This window comes from Coleofasciculus sp. G1-WW12-02 (assembly GCF_040219735.1).
Taxonomy (GTDB): Bacteria; Cyanobacteriota; Cyanobacteriia; order Cyanobacteriales; family Coleofasciculaceae; genus Coleofasciculus.
On sequence record NZ_JAVJRX010000131.1, the window covers coordinates 51,311 to 72,102 of the forward strand.

A 20,792-nucleotide genomic window follows, 5' to 3' on the forward strand; every position below is an offset into this window, starting at 1 on the left:
CCCCTACAAATGACATAAGACAATTTAACGCCGTCTCCTTCCCGTCGAACGCTGACGGCTGCCAGAACTGCTACCAAAACCACCGGAACGATTCCTGCGCGTCGAATCAGATTTATTAGAAGGGCGCAAATTACTAGACCCGAAACCTGAACCTGTCGCCCGATTACCTTTTTGGCGATTTTTGTCAGCCGTTGCAGATGTATCAGATGAGCGTCTTAATTGACCTGTACTGCGGAAGGCTTGACGATTTTTTACCGCAGGTGGTGGTTGATTATGACGGGCTTGATATCGGTCTACCGCTTGCGAGTAGGTGCTTCCATATCCACCATATCCAGTCATTATCCCACCCGGTTGATAAACAGGGGGTACATAATAGCTGGGTCGAAATAATAAACTCCCCAAGGCTTGACCCGCTATAGCGCCTGCAAATGGTGTCCAGAAACTGGATTCCCGCCGCACAATTACGGTTTCCGGTTGACCCGTTTGAGTATTCGTTTGGGTTTCGGTAACGTTATGGACATATTCAATCCGAAAGTCCTCACTCAAGTACATATCGGCTTGACCATTTTCGATCTGCAAATAAGCCTTTTTACCCGCCGCTATTTCCTCATCGGTTAGACGGGCTAATCGCAAATCTGGACTACGAAAAACAGGGGGTGTACCGGCTGGCGTATTCAGCAACATCAGGTTATATTCACCACTGACATCATCGTAAGTGGCTTGTTGAACCGGATATTTCCCATTACTAAACTGCTGGGCATTTGAGGTAACATTTACCGTCTGATTTGGAGTTTGGGTGACGGAAGGCGAACCACAAGCTAGGGTGGTTAGACACAATGCCAAAGACATGAAAATGATGATAAATTTTCGCAGCATATCAGAAAATTATTGAATTGGGTGATTCATTGGCAACTGTGAACAGATTAATCTGAAATAATAGTATCATTGGTGGTACTATTACACCTTAGCTTAATTACCCCAGTTGATTAGATATTCCGGAAAAGTCATTGAGCCGGATTCAGCTTATCCCAGGGGCTGATAAAATAACAGAATGCAACAGATTACAGGGACAACTAAACTCTTGGGCGTAATTGGTCATCCGGTGGAGCATTCTCTATCACCAATTATGCACAATCGCGCGATCGCACAGTTGGGTGTGGATTATGTCTATCTCCCTCTACCTGTTAAACCGGAGGATTTAGATGTCGCCGTGGCGGGGTTTGCGGCGATGGGTTTGCAAGGCTTTAATATCACGATTCCCCATAAGCAAGCCATTATCCCCCTGTTATCGGAGGTATCCGATATCGCCCAACTCGTGGGTGCGGTGAACACCGTTTGGCGTACTGATAAAGGGTGGAGTGGGACGAATACAGATGTCTTAGGGTTTATCGCACCCCTGAACCAATATAAGCGAGATTGGCATCAAACCAAAGCGGTAGTATTAGGCTATGGCGGTGCAGCACGCGCTGTTGTCGTGGGTTGTATGCAGTTGGGTTGTCCTGAGATTTGGGTTGTGGGTCGTAATCCCTATAAGTTAAGTCAGTTTCAGCAAAGTTGGGCAGATACTCCCTTGTCTAAGATTCTACAGGCTTATCCCTGGGAGGAAATGCCACAATTACTACAACAAGCCGATTTACTGGTGAATACAACGCCTGTGGGGATGTCTCCTCATATCGATCAATCCCCTGTGGATGAAGAAATAATCCAGGGATTGCCCAAGGGCGCGATCGCGTATGATTTAATTTACACCCCAAATCCCACAAAGTTTCTACAACAAGCGAAACAACAAGGCGCGATTCCCATTGACGGCTTGGAAATGTTAGTGCAACAAGGTGCAGCCGCGTTACAGATTTGGTTAGGACAAACAGCACCTGTTGAAATTATGCGAGAATCCCTGCAACAAATTTTTTCCTCGTAGGGGTGAAATATGGGAAATTAACTTTTGACGCAAACTGTAAACGCCTCTACCCATATTTCACCCAATCCCCAGAATTAACGTTTTTTCTGATTTTATCCTTAATTAAATCAAAAGCGGTTAAGCCAGGGGGGATGACGGTTGTCAAGGGGAAGGGTTTCTATCATAATCGATTAATTAAAGGCTTAATTTTTTCAGCGACGGCTGATGCGCCAGCTTGTTTTTCCGGTTGGCGAGTATACCAATAAGCCCAAGCTATTAACACGGCTTGAAAGGGTAGCCGAATCCAATAAAACAATTGACTGTGGGGAATTCCTTCAATCTTGATGTTGTGCAGTGTCATGTAGATATTGGCAGGAAACACCGCAATAAACAGAGCAATCAGTCCCCAGGCGGCGGCGACGCTGACAAATGGAATCATTAAGCCAATACCGCCGAGAATCTCGAAGAAACCGCTCACATAGACAGATGTCAAGGGCGGAAAGGGTGGAGGAACGATGCGGGCATATTGTTCTGGTTTCAGGAAATGGGTGATACCGACGATGATGGTACATACAGCAAGAACACCCCGAAGGATTTCTTTGCGGCGATAACTGTTGTCAGGTGATTGAGACATAAGGAATAGAGGAAACTTACGATCACAGGATAGAGGCTGAGTCGCGATCGCGCGTCTATCGGGAGTTAGCTCTTAAACTGTTCATCAGGTGCCACCCACAAACGCGATCGCATTTCCTGCCTTGCGCCTGAATTTGATTGGCATAGCCCCGAAGAGTGACCGTTAACAGTTCAATTTCCTCTAACAGAGAAAACTCTTCATTAGATGGACGAAAATTAGCCACAATTTTTTTTCGATATCTTTGAGTATTTTGATAGACTATTTTTAGCTCATCCATTCTTCTTGACGCCTGCTGCATTTTAAACTTTAGTGCATCGGGTCATCTTTTGGAAATTTTGCAGGCTATTCCGGCTCAAGTTGCAGTTCCCCAAGTTGTGCTAGAGCGCGAATTGAAGACACTGCAACGTCTTGAGAATGAAGAGAACGAGGGAGCGACTCAGTTCGAGGCTGCCATTGCCCAGGGTGTACTGATTGTGGTGGACTTTAAATCAGAACCAGAGGAGACATCATTTGTCAACTATGTTTTTGAACTGGGCGATGATGGAGAATCTGCCTGCTGTGCGATCGCGTCTCACCGAGGATGGGCAATAGTAACTGACGATAAGAGAGCAATCTCGTTTATTCAACGGGAGATCTCGCAGCTTCAAATTATATCAACTCCAGAGATAATTAAGCATTGGTCAGAGAAAGTCGCTCTTGATGCTTCAATATTACGAGATGCACTCAAAGCAATTCGGTTCAAGGGGAAGTATTTACCGCGTAAAAACCATCCTTTACTAAGTTGGTGGCAAACTGCTTTGACTGAGCCAGACGCTTTAGAGGAATGAAATTCTGTAATCTAAATACATGGTTTTTGTTTGAGCGGGTCTAAGAATACCGGATTTGCAGCAGTAGTCTATCTGCTTTAACGGGAGAAATTACGCGGTGAATGCAGGAAGGATCTTGAACAAAACCAAATCCACTTTCTCCTTCAATGATCAGTTGATTGTCTTGCCCGTAATAATTAAGCACAGCCTTGTCCGACTGACGACCCGCAGAAAAGGTCATGTAAAGTGGCTTTTTTTTATGAGAGCCTTTGATCATAACGTGAGCGCCAGAATCAGCATTCACATCGGTGATATAAAAATAGGCGGTCATAAAGTTGTACCCAGCGATATCATAGTGAAAATTTGTGGGTGGATAACTCTGTCTAATTTCCGGTTCTCTCAGATCTGAAACTAAACTCCAAGTCAGATGCTGGCTAATTTGATTGGGCCAATACCCCAGATAGTCCTTAACGATTTGCAACAGCAGAGGATCTTGGGTAATTTTTTGAATGGCTTCGCAATCCATTGCATCACGCACCAAGGCACGCAGCACTGAATGCTCACCTCGCATTCGACCATTTCTAATTACCTCTTCGATGAAAAAGTCGTCGTCAGACTCAGGTTCAATACAAGGTGTTTTTATGGCATATTGATAGATTTCTTTTACCATTGACGGCGATAAATGTAGACCAAATCCTACTCCTTCATGACGCAGTTGTTGGACACATCTATCTAGGGAAACACCGTCAAACATTGAATCGGCAGCAATCTTCAGGCGTTTTTTATAGAAATCGGGATTTAGGCGCTGTCGCCTAGCTTGGAGAAAACTATATATTCTCCGACAGAGGAGGAAACGACCAAACCGCTGCGTGAAGTCTCCTTGGGTTAACCGCTTAATCGGTTTTGATGCTGAACTTAAGCGTCCCTTTGAACGTTCTAATGTGGCAGTTTTCATGACAATTCTCAAGACACTTGGCTACATCTACTACTCTCATCATTACTTTTGTGAATCAGGAGTGTCACACCCAGTTTTAGATCAGTAATTCACGCCGCGAAACTGATCCGTTATTTCTTTTAGGGAGAATTGTACAGGGGATCTATTCGAGTTCCCTCCCGGTTCCCTCCCCTTTATAAGGGGAGGGTTAGGGTGGGGTCAGATCAAGGTATCGCTTTTCTTTTGTCCGACTACTTATAACAAAGTCCGCGCAGGCGGACGCAAGGCAAGTGTAGCAGCGATTTCAATCGCCTCCTCAAAAGGGGGTGATACTAGGAATTAAAATCTCTGGCGGGAAGAAAGTTTTATAATTCTTACAAAAAATTAAAAATAACGATCCTCTCCTTAACCTTTGCCTACCTATTGATTAGGTTTTCGACATCCAAAAATCGCAAAGTTAAGATAGCGCCAGTGACAGGAAACATCCTCAAATCCTGCCTCCCTGAGCCATTTTAACTGGTCTTCAACGGATGCCGGAATATCTTCCGCTAGATATTTAGCAAACCAGTAATTGCTATCTTCTCCCTGAGACTCAATATACTGACACCAAAGCTGATGATGCTGCTGGGTTAGAGTCGGGGTGGGGCTGATAACAATATCGCGATTGAGGAAAATTCCACCGGGATTCATCCCCTGAAATAGCCGCTTGAATAACCTCTGTTTTCCTGGATGATCTAAATGATGAATTGCCAATCCAGATATTATCAGATCGTAGCCTGAGCCTATATCATCACGGGCAAAATTTCCCTGTTGAATGGTTACGCGATCGCGAAACGCTGACAAGTTCCTCTGACAGGTTTCCAGCATACTCTCTGCCAGATCGAATACTGTCACATTTGCTGAGGGAAACGCCTGGAGAATCAGAGAAGACAACACTCCTGTCCCTGCACCTAAATCGAGAACATTCAAGGGACGCTGACGGTCAAACGGAATTAAATCGAGCAGCAGTCTATTTTGTTGATGATAGTGAGGAATCAGTTTAGGAATTAGACCGTCATATACTATGGCTGTATTTTCAAAAGTTTGACGAATTTGATCAGTATTCATTAATTTTTACCCCAATTATAATTAAACCTGAACCAGATTTTACCTAAACAGAATACTTTTGCGAAAAAGATGCAACCTGTGCTTCTAACTCATCGCAAGCTTCGCGCACCAGCCGTAACCCTTCCTCCTTTTCTAGTTGAGCGCCTGCGGGGGCAAATTGTTGCAAAATTTCTGCTTCTGTTGTTTGATATTCACCCCAATCTGATTTCAACTTTTCCAGGTAATTAATTCCCTCACTGCCATCTTGAATGGCAAACTCTAAAATAGAATCCAGATAAGCCGTAACCTTAGAACTCTTCACCCCCTCCGTCACAGCGGCAAATAACAATTCCCCATTAAGATAGTCAAAATCTGGCACAAATAGCCAATCCCCTCGTAACTCAAAGGTATGAACGCCTTGAGCAGGTCTAACTATTATTCCTTCCTGTCTAACTCGCCGAGCTGCATTGTAAACTAATCTGATAATTGTCAAAATCACGTCTGGATAGTTACTATCAATTCCCCTTAGTTCCACTGTTCCTAATGCATTAAGCCGAACCGGATTCCAACCCGCTTTTAGTAAATTTCCGCCGCCCTCAGTAAACAAATTTCGCTCAACTCCAGCCTGATCCATCGCGGCTAGCCATGCATAATAGCGTTCAAATTGCAACTCAACTAAACGTTCCACAGAATCCGCATAAGGCATTAAACCGCCGACAGATTGTAAGTTAGTGTAAACCCCTTCCCAGCCAAATCGGTCACTCCCGCGATAGCGGACAATGTGATAGGCAAGCCCCGTGGCTTCTCCTTCATAAAAGGGACAGGCGCGTCCCAAGGCAATGAGTGCGGAATCTAATGCTGTGGCTAAATTATAAATATTAATTAGTTCCTCGCGTTCGGCGGCGCTGCTGTTGTAAGAAACACCGACGCGGGAATCAATAACTCCTGGCGGTACTTCTAAATGTAAATGTGTCCCCGTACATTTACCGGCATTCAAAAATCGGTCATAGCCAACGGTGCGAACCTGGACATGATAGCTTAATTTATCTCGAATGACGGGAATTAAATGTAACGGATAGCTGGATAGGGGATAAAGCCGCAGATGCATCTTTTGCCCCACCTGTAATACCAGTTGTAAATTCTTTATATAGGCTGTTGCTAATTCTGTGGGAGTATGGGCAGGAGGGGTATTAATTTCTATTATTCCCTTCACCCACTCTGGCATAAAATAATCTGGATTCAGACCAATGGCTTCGGCTTCTTGGCGACAATTCTGTAAGAATTCATCCGCACGATTGGAAAACATTCCCGCTTCGTCTACGAGGAAAAATTCTTGTTCTAAACCGATGCGACGTTTGCTTAGTTTCATGGTATAGTGGTCAGGGTTACTGAGTTATTTAAAGGAGGCAGAGCCTCCCCAAGAGCATTCCCAGGCAAAGCCTAGGAACGAGCCTTAAACCTCCACCACGGCTTGCTGATACACCTTTTGTGTCACTTGAACTAACCGTTGCATGGCAGTTTCTAATTCGCGATCGCTGGCGGTGAGACTAATCCGAATGCACTGATGCTTGTGTTCCCACTCTTCCCGTAATCCAGGAAAAAAGGTATTTCCGGGAACGACGATTACCCCCACCTGCTTTAAGTGTTGATAAAAGTCCCAATCGGTTATCGGTAAATCTTTTAACCACAACCAGGCAAAAATCGCGCCTTCACCTCGATGTAAAAACCAAGGTAACTCCTTGGGCATAAATTGGTTCAGCGCTGTTTCTAAGACGGCAAACTTGTGTTGATAATAAGGACGAATCACATTAACAGAAATCTCAGCCAATGCGCCAGAATTAATCGCCCGTGCTGCGATCGCTTGTCCGTAGCGGGAGGAATGGATGCACAGATTCGTCTGGAAAGATTCCAAGATACCAATCAGGTTCGGATCACCAATAGCGACGCCAATCCGTTCTCCGGGTAATCCGGCTTTGGATAAACTCAGGCAATGGATAATATTATCACCAAAAATTGGTGTCATTTCGGTAAAATTTAACGCCGGGAATGGCGGCGCATACGCCGAGTCAATGAACACCGGCACATGATCAGGTGCGGCGAGTTCGGCAATTTTTCGCACTTCGTTATCACTGAGAACATTACCTGTGGGATTACAGGGACGAGAAAATATTACACATCCTGTCGTTTGGTTAATTTTCAATTGGCTGAAGTCGGGACGATATTTATAGCGATGCGCCGCTTCATCAATATCCAGGCTGGGTTTGTAGGCAATTACCGCTTCTGGGGTTAAGCTGACGCCGCCATACCCGGTATAATCGGGACTCAGGGGGAGAACAATTTGTTTTAACTCACCGGCTTGGGTATAACCGCCAAAGGCATTCGCCCCATAGAAGTAAATGGATTGAGAACCGGGAGTAATTAAGATATTACGTTCAGTTATGCTTAACCCATAACGCTGATTGAAATCCCGTGCGATCGCGTCAATCAATGGCTGGTATCCTTGAGATGACCCATAGCGGCAAACCACTTCACCGTATTCGGGACTTGCCAAGAGTTGGGCGGTACAGTCTCGCCACAGTTGTTCCACCTCCGGCAATATTACCGGATTTCCCGCACTGAGATTAATAAAATCCTGTCCCTGACCTGCTCGTAACGTTTCAATAATATCTTTCATAATAGCCCGGACGCCCGTCAGGTTGGACATCTGAGTGCCGAATTGAGTTAGAGACGGTTCTATCATGCGCGATCGCACTCGTTACAGAGGTTAACTTACTTTGCCGCGAATTGAATCAAATTTGCTGATTCGCTGGGGGCTTTATTCATTTAACCGCAAATTTAACCTTTTAGCTTTTTGTGCATCCAATGATTTGCCTGGGGTTGATGGGAATACGAAGCACCATGAGAGTGCGATCGCGCCCCTTGTTGACCCAATAGAACCCTAGATATTCCATCCTACAAGGGATAGAACAGCCGGGGAAGTGGACAGTATAACTGATGCGTATGGCTGGTATTTAAAACAGATTTATGAAGGGTTTATGAAGTTCAGACTTCCATTATGAAGATCCTGTGAAATTATCCATTTTATCTTGACAAATATTTCAATCCATTATCTACTATTTACATATAATCTTTGGAAAAAATAATTATGAAATTTAATCTGCCTACATTAGCTAAAACCACTATCGCTGGTGTAGCTATCACAGCTACCCTGGGATGTTTAGCTTCTTCGGCAGATGCGCTCACCTTAGCTAGTTCTTCTGGCAGTTGGAGCAATGTGCTTTTGGATAATGGAATTACAGTAAATCCTCCAGGTGGCAACACTGTTGAATTTTTTAATGTAGGCAATGAAAGCCAAGTCCGGTGGGGTGTTCCATTTAGCAGCAGTGATGCCAAAAGCGGACTGGGATTTACTGGGGTCACAACTAAAACCTTTGATGTGGGCGATATGTTTGAGTTGGGAACCCTGCGCCACTTCAATAATGTCACTTCAACCTTTTCCCCAGTTGCAGACGCAGCTAACCTGGGAATTACCTTGGACTTCAGCAGTCCAGATGTAGAACAAACATTCACATTCAATTTTGCGATTGACAATACGCCAAATGCTGGTCCCTGTCAGGTTGGTAGTCCTCCCTGCGCTGATATCGTCACCTTCCCTAGCGCTTTCCCCACAGAAACCTTTAACATTGGCGGAGTTGACTATACCCTTGAGTTACTTGGGTTCCGTGATTCCGTTACTGGAGATCCTGTTGGTGAATTCGTTTCCGCAGAAAATGGCACAAATTCAGCCACACTCTTTGCTAAAATCACGACTCCCCCTTCTGAAAAAGTTCCTGAACCAACGGCTATGGTTGGTCTAGGTCTTTTGGGTCTCTATATCATGGGGCGTCGTAATCAAAAGCAAAAGCTACACTAATCTATAGAGAAAAAATTAGAATAGATAATCCCCAGACTCAATGTGTGGGGATTTCTACGTTATTGGGCTTACTTGATCAAGTCACCTTAGCCTTGGCGTACTATAGGTAAGGTAAATGCACAGACTGGGAGAACAACCACGGTTTACACACGCCCCCTAGCTCGACTGATCGAGCAACTACAACGCTTACCTGGAGTAGGTCCCAAGACTGCTCAACGATTGGCATTACATATTATTAAGCGCTCAGAGGATGAAGTCAAAGCCCTGGCGCAGGCTTTAATTGAGGCAAAAAAGCAGATTGGCTTATGTCAGGTTTGCTTTCACCTGTCGGCTGAATCCGTTTGTGATATCTGTCGTAATCCGAATCGGGATAAAACGACTCTCTGTGTGGTGGCGGATTCCCGTGATGTGATTGCGTTGGAGAAAACACGGGAGTATCGGGGAAATTATCATGTTCTCGGTGGGGTGATTTCTCCCATGGATGGAATTGGACCCGAACAATTGCACGTTGAACAACTGGTGCGCCGCGTTAGCCAGCATAAGATTCAAGAGGTGATTTTAGCGATTAGTCCGAGTGTGGAAGGGGAAACGACGACGCTGTATGTTGGTCAACTGTTGAAACCATTTACTAAGGTGACTCGAATTGCTTTTGGTTTACCCATGGGTGGAGATTTGGAATATGCGGATGAGGTGACGTTAGCACGAGCGTTGGAAGGGCGGCGGGAGTTGGATTAGTTATTTCGTCATTAGTTATTTGTCATTTGTTAAGAAATAGGATATTCAGCTAGATTAGGGCACGATAGTATCGTGCCCCTACCACAACCGAAGGGATAATTGATTGGGTAGGGACACGGCATTGCTGTGCCATATATAGCGAAACTCCTTTCATTCTGCCCTTTGCTTCATCGAGTCACTTCGATATAAATATGCTCTAAGCGTACAGGTTGGCGAGTAATTGAATCTAGAGAAATCCCCTCAAATCGCTCAAGAATTTCTTTTAAATCTAAAGCTTCGGGTAACCAAAAGGCTAAATCATTCCCGTAACGTCGATGGGTGAAACCGAGTTCTGTCGCCCGCGCGATCGCACGTTCCTCTTCCGGTGTTTGTATGATCACAATTTCTTGGGCAGGAATCTTTTGACGCAGGGTATCTAAATTACCCTCGGCGACAATTTTACCTCCTTTGAGAATGCCAATCCGCTGACATAGGCGTTCGGCTTCATCGAGTAAGTGAGTGGTTAACAAAATTGTTAATCCTTGACGTTGGAGACGGCGAATCAAGTCCCAAATTTCATACCGGGCTTCAATATCTAAACCCGTTGTGGGTTCGTCTAAAATTACCAGTTTCGGCTGATGAACCAGCGCCACGGCAATATTTAACCGTCGCTGCATTCCCCCACTTAAGGTTTCAACGGGACACGTACCTCGATCTAAGAGGTTAACCGCGTCTAAACAGGCATGAACTTGTTGCTGTCTCTGTCGTTTACTTAAGCCATAGATTCGAGCAAAAAAATGCAGGTTTTCGGCACAGGTTAATGTTTTATACAATAAATTTTCTTGGGGGGCAATCCCAATCAAGGTTTTTGTTGCTTCGGAGACGGGTTGGTGATTAATCGTGATTTTGCCACTGTCGGATTTGAGTAAGTTACAGATACTATTAATTGTGGTTGTCTTTCCTGCACCATTAGGTCCAAGTAACCCGTAAATTTCTCCGGGGGGAATATGTAGGGTGAGATTTTGCAGAACCTGGCGGTTCCCGTAGGATTTACAGAGGTTTTCGATATCTAGCACAATGACTAAAATGAGATGTTTTCACACTATCAGGGGTTAATCTGGGCGCATGTTGGGGAAAGGCGCATGTTGGGGGAGGGCGCACCATCCGTCATGCGTGTCAACTTAAGCCACAACCCTTGCCCATCCTAATTTTCAGCGAGGGTGTCCCTGCTTCCCCTGCTCCCCCTGCTCCCCCTGCTTCCCCTGCTTCCCCTGCTTCCCCTGCTTTTGGCGCTTAAGTTGACACCAATGCACGTCGGTGCGCCCCGACGAAGAATGGAATTATTTTTCTGATATCATAACCTTCGCTCAACCCTGAGCATCCGCTGATAGGAGAACCACCCGGCTACTACCATAATTAAGGCAAATACGCCCAAAAACCCAAAATGCTCCCGAATATCTGCCAACCCCTCGCCATTTGCCCAAACAGCCAGCAGCGCTTCGTTGATGTGGTAAATCGGGTTAAATTGGGCGAGATTTAGTAAGGTGTCGGGGAACAGGGAGGTGGGTAAAAACGCGCCCCCTAAAATTAGCAGAGGTACGCCAAACGCCGCTACCAAGGCATTTACATCCTCTGTGCGACGGGCAAACTGGGTACCGAGGATGAATCCCACTCCCACATACGCCATAATACTCAGTAGAATAATCAAGACTCCTAAAAGTAGAGACCCCTGAAATTTAGCACCCCAACATGCTGCGATCGCGTAAACCAAAACGGCTTGAACCCCCGCAATGGCGCTATGGGCGCAAAAGATACCCAGAAAATAGGAAATGCCACTTAACGGAGAAATGAACAGACGTTTAAGGGTTTGCTGTTCCCGTTCTCCCACCACCGTCGCTACCGTACCCCCCAGACAGCTAAAAAACAAAGCAGCACCTGCCAACGTCGAGGGGGCGGCATTTTCAAAGGCTTGCGCCATCGACAATTGGGCGCGTTCTGCCAAAATATAACCATTGAGTAATAATACGGAAATGGGGAAAATCCCCCAAAACACTAAACTGCGGCGTCTTCGCCCCAGTTCAATTAAAATGCGCTGGGCTACAGCAAATGTTTCATGCCAATAGTTCATTTAAATTTTCTGTCGGGGCGGGTTTCACTATTATTGTTTCTTGCCTCACCCAGATGCAACTCGCGCCCGCCCCATTCCCTGTTCTCTGTTCCCTGTTTCCTAAACAATGACCAATGACAAATTAAACTCTCTCTACCTTTCCCGACGCACCGCCCTGAAACTCATTGGCGTCGCCGGGGTGGGTAGTGTCATCGGATATTCTCGCTGGGCAAAACCTCAACCGACGATTATTCAGCTAGATACCCTAGATTTGCCCCGAAACCTGACTAACTCTAAGTCTGTGGTAGTTGTGGGTGCAGGATTGGCGGGGCTTAGTTGTGCTTATGAGTTGAGTCAACGGGGTTTTGATGTAACCTTATTAGAGCGATCGCCTCAATTGGGAGGTAAGATTGCTAGCTGGCAGATTCAGGTGGGTGATCAATCCCTGCGGATGGAACATGGGTTCCATGGCTTTTTCCCTCACTACTATAATTTGAATCGTTTGGTTGCCCAGTTGGACATCCAGGATCATTTCCGTTCCCTGGAATTTTATTCGGTGGTTTTCCGGGATAATCAGTATCAGCCGGAAGTCTTTCGCCCCAGCCGTTCAGCGTTTCCCTGGAATGTGGTAGATTTAGCGATCGCGTCTTCAAATCGCTGGCGTTGGGGGATTAATCTGACAAAGCTGAAACATTGGCAGGTTTTCCGGGAAATTGGTGGCTTCCAAATTCCCGATACTTTTCAGCGCCTCGATCAATTATCGGTGGCTGATTGGATAAAAGGTGAGTTTCCCCAAGGACTTTATGATCTGTATTTTTTACCCTTTGCTAAATCCAGTCTGAATGCACCGGATCGGTTAAGTGTGGGAGAATTAATGCAGTTTTTCCATTTTTATTTTTTTGGCAATCCGGAAGGATTAGCGTTTAATGGGACGCGCCAAGATATGGGTAGGAGTTTGGTTGAACCAATTGCCCAAGCCATTCAAAATCAGCAGGGAAAAATTGTCACTGAAGCAACAGTGAGTAACATTAATTGGCAAGATGGACAGATTCATTCTCTTAGTTATCAGCAGGGAACGGCTCAAACCCCTGTGCCGTTTTGGGTGAAGCGGAATCAAAATCAGGTAACCGATGAAATAGAAGCTAACGTTGACTATTACGGCGCAGGGGATGCCATGTTTGCCTTATTTCCAGAAGAGAACCAAGCCATTTCTCTGACTTGTACCCATCAAGGCTGTACAGTACAACCCCAAGCTGATGGTCAGTTTCTCTGTCCTTGTCATGGGGCGGTTTATAATTCCCAAGGACAGGTGATTTCAGGACCGGCGAAACGGGATTTACCCCGGTTTAAAATGATTCAACGCCAGGAGGATGAAGTGCAACTGGTGGGAATTCCTAGTCCGGATTCACCCCAAATATCCACAGAAACCATTCAGGCAGATTATTATGTCTTTGCCACCGATGTTCCCGGTGTACAACATCTGTTTAAATTGGCACAAGGGGATGTGAATCAGCAGGTATTAACTCAGGTAGAAAAATTAGCCGTGGCTGATCCTTTTGCCGTTGCCAGATTTTGGTTTGATCAAGATTTTGCCTGGGAGCATAGTAATTTTACTTCCCTTTCTGGGTATCGTCTCACCGATAGTATTGCCCTGTATCACCGCATCCAAGATGATTATATTCAGTGGCATGAAAAAACTGGGGGAAGTGTGGTAGAGTTACATGCTTATTGTTATAAGGAAGACGAGTTTCCCAATCAGCAGGTTCTCTTAACTACCTTTGAACAGGAAATCTATGAAATAGTGCCACAATTGCAAACGGCGACGATGTTACACCGAGAATTAGTGAATCAAAAAAACTTCTCCGGTTATCCACCAGGTAGTTATCAGAAACGCCCAGAAACGGATTCGGGTGTGGCGAATCTCTTCTTTGCCGGAGACTGGGTAAAAATGCCCTTTCCCTGTGGCTTAATGGAACGGGCGGTGAGTAGTGGATTCCTGGCGGCTAATGGGATTATACACCGAGAAGGATTGCAACGGCGATCGCTGTTATCGGTGAATCCAGAGGGGATTTTTTCGATATGATTTGTCATTCGTCATTTGTCAGAAACCTTTGATACACCGTAGGGTGGGCATTGCCCACCAACCCGAACTTTCCTAATCCCAATCCCCTATCCCCAATGGAGAGGAACAAGCTATGATTAGAGGTGCGATCGCGAAATTAGGACTGATTACTTTATTCGCAGGAATCTCGCCAACAGTACAGGCGCAGGAGTCTCCTCCATACATTCCGCAGACAACAGCAGCCTTGGCGCAGCAAGCTGAGGTGCAAGAGTATTTAAATGCCGTCAATCTGGCGCAATTGAATTATTTTCTTAACTATTCTCAGTTTGCCACAACCTTAGCCGAATTAAATCTGGCTGGGTTCCAGGAAACGGAGAATTATCGTTATCTGATGCTACCTGCACAGAATCCGCGTCAGGGTATGATTTTAATTGCCCAAGCGAAAAACCCGCAGCTAAAAAGTTATGCGGGGGCTGCTTTTATTTTGTCATTGGGTGAAATTATCAAAGGGATTGGTGGGATTTGTGAAACAAATTTACCTTCCACGTCTGCGCCTGTTATTCCAACTGCACCGACTTTTCCTTCAACTGGTGTATTATGTCCCTTTGGTTCTCATGCGTTAACCAATTTTGATCGCGAAGAAATATTGTAGGGGCGCACCGACGTGCGCCCTCTCCCGACGTGCGCTAAAGCCATTCAAGTTCCTTGTTCCCTCCCCTTGATAAGGGGAGGGTTAGGGTGGGGTCAGATCAACATTTAAGTTGACACCAATGAAAGCTTTGCGCCCGATTTAACCATAAACTCTCTTCCACCATGTTAGCTGTGTCACGCCAATAGGGTATTGTCAAATTGAATTATAATTACGATTAAATATGACTTATTATGAAAAATCTAGATATTCGCCAACTCGATATTAATTTAAATCATTGGTATGTTGTCGCCCGTAGTGATGAGGTCAAATCTCAACCCCTAGGAGTAATCCTTTGGCATCAAGAGATTGTTCTTTATCGAGATAGTACAGGTCAAATTCATGCCCTAGAAAACCGTTGTCCTCATCGAAAAGTTAAATTAAGTCACGGTAAAATTAAAGATGATTTGTTGGAATGCGTCTATCACGGATGGCAGTTTAAACCAACCGGAGACTGTGCATCTGTTCCTTATTTAGCTGATCATCAAAAATTGCCGAGTTGTAAAATTCGCGCCTATCCGGTGCAGGAAAAGGATGGGTTTATTTGGCTATTTCCAGGGGATAACTCTGGGGAAATTCGACAACCGATGGCAATACCAGAGTGGGAGCATCTTAATTATATTGCTACGGTTTCCACGATTGACTGTAATGCCCATTATTCCTTTCTAATCGAAAATTTGATGGATATGTATCATGGGCATTTACATCAGGATTGGCAAGCTTGGGCTGATCCGGTTTTGGCGGATATCGATGAAGATGATCATCGGGTGGATGCTCATTATCAGGCAAAAAGTTATTATAAAATTGATAAAATTTGGTCGATTTCTCAGTTGTTTTTTCCGGCGCTACGCCGCTTGCACCCGGAACCGTTGGATGTGAGTTATGTTTATCCCCATTGGGTGTCAAGTTTGGGACAGGATTTTAAGATTTACTGTTTATTGTGTCCAGTGAATTTGCGGAAAACTCGTGCTTATTTGATTCATTTCACGTCGCTAAATGCATTTTGGCGGTTGCATAAGTTACCGATTTGGTTTCGGCGGTGGATTAAGGATAGTTTATTCGGTTCAGCACAGGGGTTATTGGATGGATTGGTGCGTCAGGATGTGCAGATGATTGAGGAGGAACAACTGGCATATTTGGCGAATCCTGAACGAAAGGGGTATGAGTTAAATCGGGCGTTGGTGAGTGTGCAACGGTTGATGGGTAAGCAGGGTGAATTGTAGGGGCGGGTTTAGGGATTGATATCAAATCCGGGTTAGCTACCCCCGTTATAACCTAGTCCGCGCAGGCGGACTTTGTTTGTGTAGCAGCGATTTCAATCGCCGTGGAAAAAGGGGGTGATAAAGGCGGATTTGGTATGAATTGTGAATTTTGTTGATAATGTTTGTGGCAAAACCCGCCCTTTCTTAAGGTTTAATGTATATTTTGCGTTGATGGTGTCGGCGTTACGATGATAGGGCTTGCATCCCTTACTACGAACGACGTTATCCTGGCGGTTTAGTAATAATTATCGCCTCTGATATGACTGTGTAGTTTTTTCCTTCCCAGGTGAAGTGTAAGGTTCGTCCGGGAGATGAAGAGATTTTATCTAAGTAAGCTGTTATTCTAGAGTCGAGAAGTGGTTTGGCGCGTTTCAATTTCCAGGATTGAAAGAAATCTGAGGGGTCAATGAGAACTAAGAACAAGCGATTCGAGGCGTCAAATCGACGGATACCTTGATTTTCGTAAAGCCATTTGATTAGATTATCGGGGTTTGTCTTTGCTTCTTGAATCAGTTTTTGCCTAAAATTGCTGAGTTCAGAGAGCAAGCTTTGGGCGTCTTCTGACGGATGATCACTGGCTTTTTTCCATAAGTCGCAGAGCAATTGACTGTCAGGAATATTAGTGCTAAATGGGACTTGATGCTGACGCGCCCATTGTTTCAACCGTGTAAGTTCTGGACGCTTGTTCTCTGAACGACGGCACTGTTTGATGTATCCTTCAGGAAAATAAGTGACTTTCAAGTCAAAGGGAATACCATTTATAAAAAAGTCTATTTTTTTGATTAAGCTTACCGCAGGTAATACCTTATCATGATCCCGAAAAATATCTTCAATTATTATTGATGTCCAATGATTGTACCATGAACATAAAACGTAACCTCGCATACTATAGTGAAGCTCATTCTCGATACTGTTTGAGAGTTGATCATAGTTATGGATTTTTTTGACGTAGTTGTCTATAATTGTTCTCTCCAGGCTATTTTGATGCAGTCCACCCCAGTCAAAAACATCGAGACGATAGAGTTGATTAACGAGTTCTGGCTCTTGTTGACGACGTGCTTCTCGCTCTGATGCGTAAATTTGTTGAATGGTGGAATTAATAATGGTGTCATTAATCGAGGCGGTATTAAATGCTTCTTTCAATAAATCTCGTGCTGAGTTGGATTGGGGTGTTAAAGCGGCGGATGCGAATAATTGGTATAAGTGTTCACGGCGCGATAAGGAACGTAGCTTAAGAAAACGTAGTCCGTCATTGGTTTGGAATAATTCTCTGATGCGATTGTCTCGAAACCAGGATTGGGCTGTATCAAAATCCATTGGGTTAATCCTTTCTAACCTGGAAAAGTATCTGACCAACCGCGAATGGTTTTTAATCGCGAAATCTTGCTTAAATCAGCGTTAGGGTTGCCGAAAACTAGGGCAATATCATGCTTAAGAGCCCCTTTTCTGTTGTCTTGGACAACGGAACGGGCTGAATAATTACAGGGGAATTGTCCGAGGTAGTTTAGGTTTGATGATGGTTCTGAGCTATCTATTAGTTGTTTGATAAATGCCCAGTGTTCCTGTTGTCTGGCATTATAAAGTAAGACGAGGAAGCCGTCGTCTCGTAGAATGGCGGAACAGTCGGTAAAGAAGGCGCTCATGGTTTGATTGTAGAGGGTGGCGGTTTTGGCGCGTTCTTTGGCATTGGAGATGACAATTTCTGAGTCAAAGTTGGGTTCAATTCCTAAGATGCTATTCCACAGTTCACTGAGTTCTAGGTAGGGAATGCGATCGCTGTGTGGGGGATCGGTTATAATTAGGTTGATTGATTTCTTGGGCAGGTTTTTTAGTTCTTGTTGACAAGGGGCGCAAATAATGCTACATTCTGCGTTGTTTTGATAGAATTGATCGAGAGTTTCACAGATAGTGCTGCCTTGTAATGGATCACCGTTTTTGATGGCGTTTAAGAGTTTGGTAACGCGCCGCTCGAAACAGTTCCAAACGTTTACTTCAAAGTGTAATGGGGGTCGCCAGTAGCCAATTACCCAACTCCCGACTTCTATTTTTTTTGAGCGATTCCCGTTGGTTTTGCCTCTGCCTGTAACGGCGAATACCATTTTGGTCATTTGTCCAGATGCTGCGGTTAGGCATAGCTTCATCGCGGGTTGAGCGGCTTGGGGGAGTTGGTTAATGTGGTCTATGATTAAGTCCAGGTTATGTTGGGCGCGACCTGTGATTAGGTCGGATAGGGAGAGTTGCGGGGAGGCGTTTATGCGGCTGTTGGCGAAGAATTTAGGGGGACGAATGATTCTGCTTTTGTAGGTTGAAAAGGTTTGGATGAGTTGAAGGTCTTCTGGTGTGGGGGGGAGTACCAACCGGGTGGTGCTGCGATTGCCGGATAACCAAATTTGGCGTAATTGGTTGTTTTGCCAAAGATAGTGGGATGCGGTTCTTCCATCTTTGAGTTGATAGGTTTGGTTGATTCGGGGTTTGAGGGTTTTTTCTAGGAATAGGAAGGCATCGCGGATGAGGGGGTAATCGGGTGGGGAGATGAGTAGTTTGGTGAGTTCGGTGGCGATGGGGTTGATGTCTATTCCGATGAAACGGCGTTTCCGCAGCCGGGATTCGCGGGCGGCTGTGCCGGAACCGACGAAAGGGTCTAAGATGATATCGTTTTCTTGGGTTAGTTGTTGGATGGTTAGGGCGAGGGGTTCGTGGGGTTTTTTGCCCCAGTATTTGTGTAGTCTGTACCAGCCTGAATATCCGCTGGGATGAGTGATGCTTTGGGGGGATGGTTCAGGATTGTTGGCAAATTCTAGGGTTAGTTGTTTGTACACTCGGTTTGTTTGAGTTTGGTTTTATCAGGTTTTGGAGTTGGGGTGGGGGAGGTTTGATTTGGGGTTTGCGTTGATGGTTTCGGCGTTACGATGATAGGGCTAGCATCCTTTACTACGAACTACGAACTACGAACTACGAGCCTAAAGGTAGGGTGACGATGAATGTTGTGCCGACGTCAACTTCACTCTCTACTTTAATTGTCCCGCCATGTAATTCGACGGCTTTTTGTACTATCGATAATCCTAGTCCGGTTCCGGGTAAGTTGCTGACATTTCTCGCTCGATGGAAGGGGTCAAAGAGGTGGGATAAGTCTTCTCTGGGAATGCCAATCCCTTGATCCTGCATCCGAAAGCATACATTATTCCCCTCATAGGTCAACGATAACTCTATTGTACTGTCTGGTAGGGAATAGTTAATCGCGTTGGATAATAAGTTGCCTAATATCTGATAGAGGAGTTTTTCATCCAGGCAAACGCTATGATTTCTCCTTTGACAGTTAAAGTGAATCGTTTTACCGCTACCTGCTAAGACTTGATAGTCTTCTACCACACTTTGGCAGAATTGCTCTATGTCGATTAATGTAGGGCTTAATTCGAGTTTGTCGGCGCTGGCTTTACTAAAGACTAGGACATCATCTAATATTTTAGTAATCCGCCGCACGGCTTTATCGGTTCGTTTTATCAACTGATTGCATTTGTCCTCACTCAAGCCGTCGTGAGAACGGGCGAGGAGTTGCGCGGAAACGTAAATCATATTTAGCGGCGTGCGGAATTCGTGGGAGACGGTTTGGATAAAGCGTGATTTGAGTTCGCTTAATTCTTTTTCTGCTTCTAATTCTCGGCGTAAGCTTTCTACCTGATGGCGATAACTCATGTCTCGAATTAACCAGCGCAATCCCACGATTTCAGATTGGGGGTTGAGAACAGCAGAGATGGAAATCTCCGCCGGAAAAGGTTCGCTTTGGCGCGGTTGCAGGAATAGTTCCCAGTCTCTGTACAGCAGAGTTTTGGGAAAGTCGGCGGAGGATAAATGGGTTAGTCGGTTTAGCTGAGTGAGAAAGGTGGATTTGCTAGTGGAGGCGACAAAAACACCGAGGGGTTTGCCGATTAGACGCCTCTGTTCTATATTCAGTAGGGTGGCGGCAGCGTGGTTGGCGTCCTGAATTATACCGGATGCGGTGGTGATCACATAGCCGTCTGGGGCGAATTCAAATAATTCTTGATACCGTTGGCGTTCGTCTTCTGTGGCTTGATGCGCCGCTGCGAGTTCCTGATTCCGTTCTTGGATTTCTTCGACAGCAACTTGTAATTCCTCTAGGGTGGTTGATAATTCAGCAACGGTCTCAGTTAGCTGAATTGAGTATTGATCCGGTGAAATTTCAACTTCAGGTTGATTCTGTGTTAAGCGCTCTTGAGCTTTTTGAATATGATCCCTAATGGCTTCGGTTAATGTGTCTGAGGATACATTGAGTTTTTTTTTACTGATTGGTTACTATTCATTGTTTTCTCCATGACATCACTGGCGTCTAGGTTATCAAGATTTATCTATTGGTCAAGGCAGCATTTTATTTATGATTGCGTTTAAAAAGCAGTATTTATATTATACCTCATTTAGTCTAGTTATCAGTCATCAGTTATCAGTTATCAGTTATCAGTCATCAGTTATCAGTTATCAGTCATCAGTTATCAGTCATCAGTCATCAGTCATCAGTTATCAGTTATCAGTCATCAGTCATCAGTTATCAGTTATCAGTTATCAGTTATCAGTTATCAGTTATCAGTTATCAGTTATCAGTTATCAGTTATCAGTTATCAGTTATCAGTTATCAGTTATCAGTTATCAGTTATCAGTTATCAGTTATCAGTTATC

At 44.9% G+C, this 20,792-nt stretch carries 21 protein-coding genes; 9 read left to right on the forward strand and 12 right to left on the reverse strand.

Features of this window, described 5'->3' with window-relative positions; genetic code table 11:
• Window positions 1-24: 24 nt before the first annotated feature.
• Complete coding sequence (locus RID09_RS21415) at window positions 25-876, reverse strand: hypothetical protein (protein ID WP_446337939.1); 852 nt, start codon at window positions 874-876, stop codon at window positions 25-27.
• Between the two features lie 175 nt (window positions 877-1,051).
• On the opposite strand from RID09_RS21415, the gene RID09_RS21420 reads away from it, so the two are divergent.
• The gene (locus RID09_RS21420) at window positions 1,052-1,918 is read left to right on the forward strand and encodes a shikimate dehydrogenase (RefSeq protein ID WP_446337940.1); all 867 of its coding nucleotides are present in this window, start codon (window positions 1,052-1,054) and stop codon (window positions 1,916-1,918) included.
• Between the two features lie 160 nt (window positions 1,919-2,078).
• On the opposite strand, the gene RID09_RS21425 is transcribed toward RID09_RS21420, so the two are convergent.
• Together RID09_RS21425 and RID09_RS21430 are read right to left on the reverse strand one after the other, a co-directional pair.
• A complete protein-coding gene (locus tag RID09_RS21425; protein WP_446337941.1) occupies window positions 2,079-2,531 on the reverse strand; it encodes a DoxX family protein in 453 nt (150 codons plus the stop codon).
• 55 nt (window positions 2,532-2,586) lie between these two features.
• Window positions 2,587-2,754 carry a hypothetical protein gene (locus RID09_RS21430; RefSeq protein WP_446337942.1) on the reverse strand — a complete coding sequence of 56 codons (168 nt, stop codon included), beginning with the start codon at window positions 2,752-2,754 and terminating at the stop codon, window positions 2,587-2,589.
• A gap of 103 nt (window positions 2,755-2,857) precedes the next feature.
• Here RID09_RS21430 and RID09_RS21435 point away from each other — a divergent pair, with 103 nt between their 5' ends.
• Complete coding sequence (locus RID09_RS21435; protein ID WP_446337943.1) at window positions 2,858-3,358, forward strand: hypothetical protein; 501 nt, start codon at window positions 2,858-2,860, stop codon at window positions 3,356-3,358.
• Window positions 3,359-3,398: 40 nt separating this feature from the next.
• On the opposite strand, the gene RID09_RS21440 is transcribed toward RID09_RS21435, so the two are convergent.
• The 4 genes from RID09_RS21440 to RID09_RS21455 form a co-directional block, all read right to left on the reverse strand.
• The gene (locus RID09_RS21440; protein ID WP_446337944.1) at window positions 3,399-4,292 is read right to left on the reverse strand and encodes a hypothetical protein; all 894 of its coding nucleotides are present in this window, start codon (window positions 4,290-4,292) and stop codon (window positions 3,399-3,401) included.
• Between the two features lie 399 nt (window positions 4,293-4,691).
• Complete coding sequence (locus RID09_RS21445; RefSeq protein ID WP_446337945.1) at window positions 4,692-5,378, reverse strand: class I SAM-dependent methyltransferase; 687 nt, start codon at window positions 5,376-5,378, stop codon at window positions 4,692-4,694.
• 43 nt (window positions 5,379-5,421) lie between these two features.
• The gene (locus RID09_RS21450; RefSeq protein ID WP_446337946.1) at window positions 5,422-6,726 is read right to left on the reverse strand and encodes a glutamate-cysteine ligase family protein; all 1,305 of its coding nucleotides are present in this window, start codon (window positions 6,724-6,726) and stop codon (window positions 5,422-5,424) included.
• A gap of 84 nt (window positions 6,727-6,810) precedes the next feature.
• On the reverse strand, window positions 6,811-8,094 hold the full coding sequence (locus tag RID09_RS21455) for a valine--pyruvate transaminase (RefSeq protein WP_446337959.1): 1,284 nt from the start codon (window positions 8,092-8,094) through the stop codon (window positions 6,811-6,813).
• A 37-nt stretch (window positions 8,095-8,131) separates the two neighbouring features.
• On the opposite strand from RID09_RS21455, the gene RID09_RS21460 reads away from it, so the two are divergent.
• The 3 genes from RID09_RS21460 to recR all read left to right on the forward strand — a co-directional run bounded on the left by RID09_RS21460 (window position 8,132) and on the right by recR (window position 10,005).
• Window positions 8,132-8,299: a hypothetical protein gene (locus RID09_RS21460; RefSeq protein ID WP_446337947.1), complete on the forward strand. Its 168-nt coding sequence runs from the start codon at window positions 8,132-8,134 to the stop codon at window positions 8,297-8,299.
• Window positions 8,300-8,502: 203 nt separating this feature from the next.
• Window positions 8,503-9,270: a THxN family PEP-CTERM protein gene (locus RID09_RS21465; RefSeq protein ID WP_446337948.1), complete on the forward strand. Its 768-nt coding sequence runs from the start codon at window positions 8,503-8,505 to the stop codon at window positions 9,268-9,270.
• A gap of 102 nt (window positions 9,271-9,372) precedes the next feature.
• A complete protein-coding gene (gene recR / locus RID09_RS21470; RefSeq protein ID WP_446337960.1) occupies window positions 9,373-10,005 on the forward strand; it encodes a recombination mediator RecR in 633 nt (210 codons plus the stop codon).
• Between the two features lie 167 nt (window positions 10,006-10,172).
• Here recR and RID09_RS21475 read toward each other — a convergent pair whose 3' ends face one another.
• Entirely contained in the window at window positions 10,173-11,060 is an 888-nt protein-coding gene (locus RID09_RS21475) for an ABC transporter ATP-binding protein (RefSeq protein ID WP_446337949.1), read from the reverse strand.
• A gap of 278 nt (window positions 11,061-11,338) precedes the next feature.
• A complete protein-coding gene (locus RID09_RS21480) occupies window positions 11,339-12,112 on the reverse strand; it encodes an ABC transporter permease (protein ID WP_446337950.1) in 774 nt (257 codons plus the stop codon).
• 106 nt (window positions 12,113-12,218) lie between these two features.
• Here RID09_RS21480 and RID09_RS21485 point away from each other — a divergent pair, with 106 nt between their 5' ends.
• From RID09_RS21485 to RID09_RS21495, 3 genes are all read left to right on the forward strand, one after another.
• Window positions 12,219-14,174 carry an FAD-dependent oxidoreductase gene (locus RID09_RS21485; RefSeq protein ID WP_446337951.1) on the forward strand — a complete coding sequence of 652 codons (1,956 nt, stop codon included), beginning with the start codon at window positions 12,219-12,221 and terminating at the stop codon, window positions 14,172-14,174.
• Between the two features lie 112 nt (window positions 14,175-14,286).
• The gene (locus tag RID09_RS21490; protein ID WP_446337952.1) at window positions 14,287-14,805 is read left to right on the forward strand and encodes a type IV pilin-like G/H family protein; all 519 of its coding nucleotides are present in this window, start codon (window positions 14,287-14,289) and stop codon (window positions 14,803-14,805) included.
• A 230-nt stretch (window positions 14,806-15,035) separates the two neighbouring features.
• Complete coding sequence (locus RID09_RS21495; RefSeq protein ID WP_446337953.1) at window positions 15,036-16,064, forward strand: aromatic ring-hydroxylating dioxygenase subunit alpha; 1,029 nt, start codon at window positions 15,036-15,038, stop codon at window positions 16,062-16,064.
• 261 nt (window positions 16,065-16,325) lie between these two features.
• Here RID09_RS21495 and RID09_RS21500 read toward each other — a convergent pair whose 3' ends face one another.
• The 3 genes from RID09_RS21500 to RID09_RS21510 all read right to left on the reverse strand — a co-directional run bounded on the left by RID09_RS21500 (window position 16,326) and on the right by RID09_RS21510 (window position 20,408).
• Window positions 16,326-17,420: a hypothetical protein gene (locus tag RID09_RS21500; protein WP_446337954.1), complete on the reverse strand. Its 1,095-nt coding sequence runs from the start codon at window positions 17,418-17,420 to the stop codon at window positions 16,326-16,328.
• A gap of 14 nt (window positions 17,421-17,434) precedes the next feature.
• On the reverse strand, window positions 17,435-18,922 hold the full coding sequence (locus tag RID09_RS21505) for a DNA methyltransferase (RefSeq protein ID WP_446337955.1): 1,488 nt from the start codon (window positions 18,920-18,922) through the stop codon (window positions 17,435-17,437).
• A 133-nt stretch (window positions 18,923-19,055) separates the two neighbouring features.
• Window positions 19,056-20,408, reverse strand: coding sequence for an ATP-binding protein (locus RID09_RS21510; protein ID WP_446337961.1), 1,353 nt, complete (start codon window positions 20,406-20,408; stop codon window positions 19,056-19,058).
• A gap of 85 nt (window positions 20,409-20,493) precedes the next feature.
• Here RID09_RS21510 and RID09_RS21515 point away from each other — a divergent pair.
• Window positions 20,494-20,792: hypothetical protein (locus RID09_RS21515; protein WP_446337956.1), on the forward strand; the 299-nt coding region annotated here is incomplete at its 3' end.

What these genes read in the sequence shown, in the direction of transcription:
- RID09_RS21415 (WP_446337939.1), bottom strand. Translation starts at nt 876, where the DNA reads ATGCTGCGAAAATTTATCATCATTTTCATGTCTTTGGCATTGTGTCTA.
- RID09_RS21420 (WP_446337940.1), top strand. Translation starts at nt 1,052, where the DNA reads ATGCAACAGATTACAGGGACAACTAAACTCTTGGGCGTAATTGGTCAT.
- RID09_RS21425 (WP_446337941.1), bottom strand. Translation starts at nt 2,531, where the DNA reads ATGTCTCAATCACCTGACAACAGTTATCGCCGCAAAGAAATCCTTCGG.
- RID09_RS21440 (WP_446337944.1), bottom strand. Translation starts at nt 4,292, where the DNA reads ATGAAAACTGCCACATTAGAACGTTCAAAGGGACGCTTAAGTTCAGCA.
- RID09_RS21445 (WP_446337945.1), bottom strand. Translation starts at nt 5,378, where the DNA reads ATGAATACTGATCAAATTCGTCAAACTTTTGAAAATACAGCCATAGTA.
- RID09_RS21450 (WP_446337946.1), bottom strand. Translation starts at nt 6,726, where the DNA reads ATGAAACTAAGCAAACGTCGCATCGGTTTAGAACAAGAATTTTTCCTC.
- RID09_RS21465 (WP_446337948.1), top strand. Translation starts at nt 8,503, where the DNA reads ATGAAATTTAATCTGCCTACATTAGCTAAAACCACTATCGCTGGTGTA.
- RID09_RS21480 (WP_446337950.1), bottom strand. Translation starts at nt 12,112, where the DNA reads ATGAACTATTGGCATGAAACATTTGCTGTAGCCCAGCGCATTTTAATT.
- RID09_RS21485 (WP_446337951.1), top strand. Translation starts at nt 12,219, where the DNA reads ATGACCAATGACAAATTAAACTCTCTCTACCTTTCCCGACGCACCGCC.
- RID09_RS21490 (WP_446337952.1), top strand. Translation starts at nt 14,287, where the DNA reads ATGATTAGAGGTGCGATCGCGAAATTAGGACTGATTACTTTATTCGCA.
- RID09_RS21495 (WP_446337953.1), top strand. Translation starts at nt 15,036, where the DNA reads ATGAAAAATCTAGATATTCGCCAACTCGATATTAATTTAAATCATTGG.
- RID09_RS21500 (WP_446337954.1), bottom strand. Translation starts at nt 17,420, where the DNA reads ATGGATTTTGATACAGCCCAATCCTGGTTTCGAGACAATCGCATCAGA.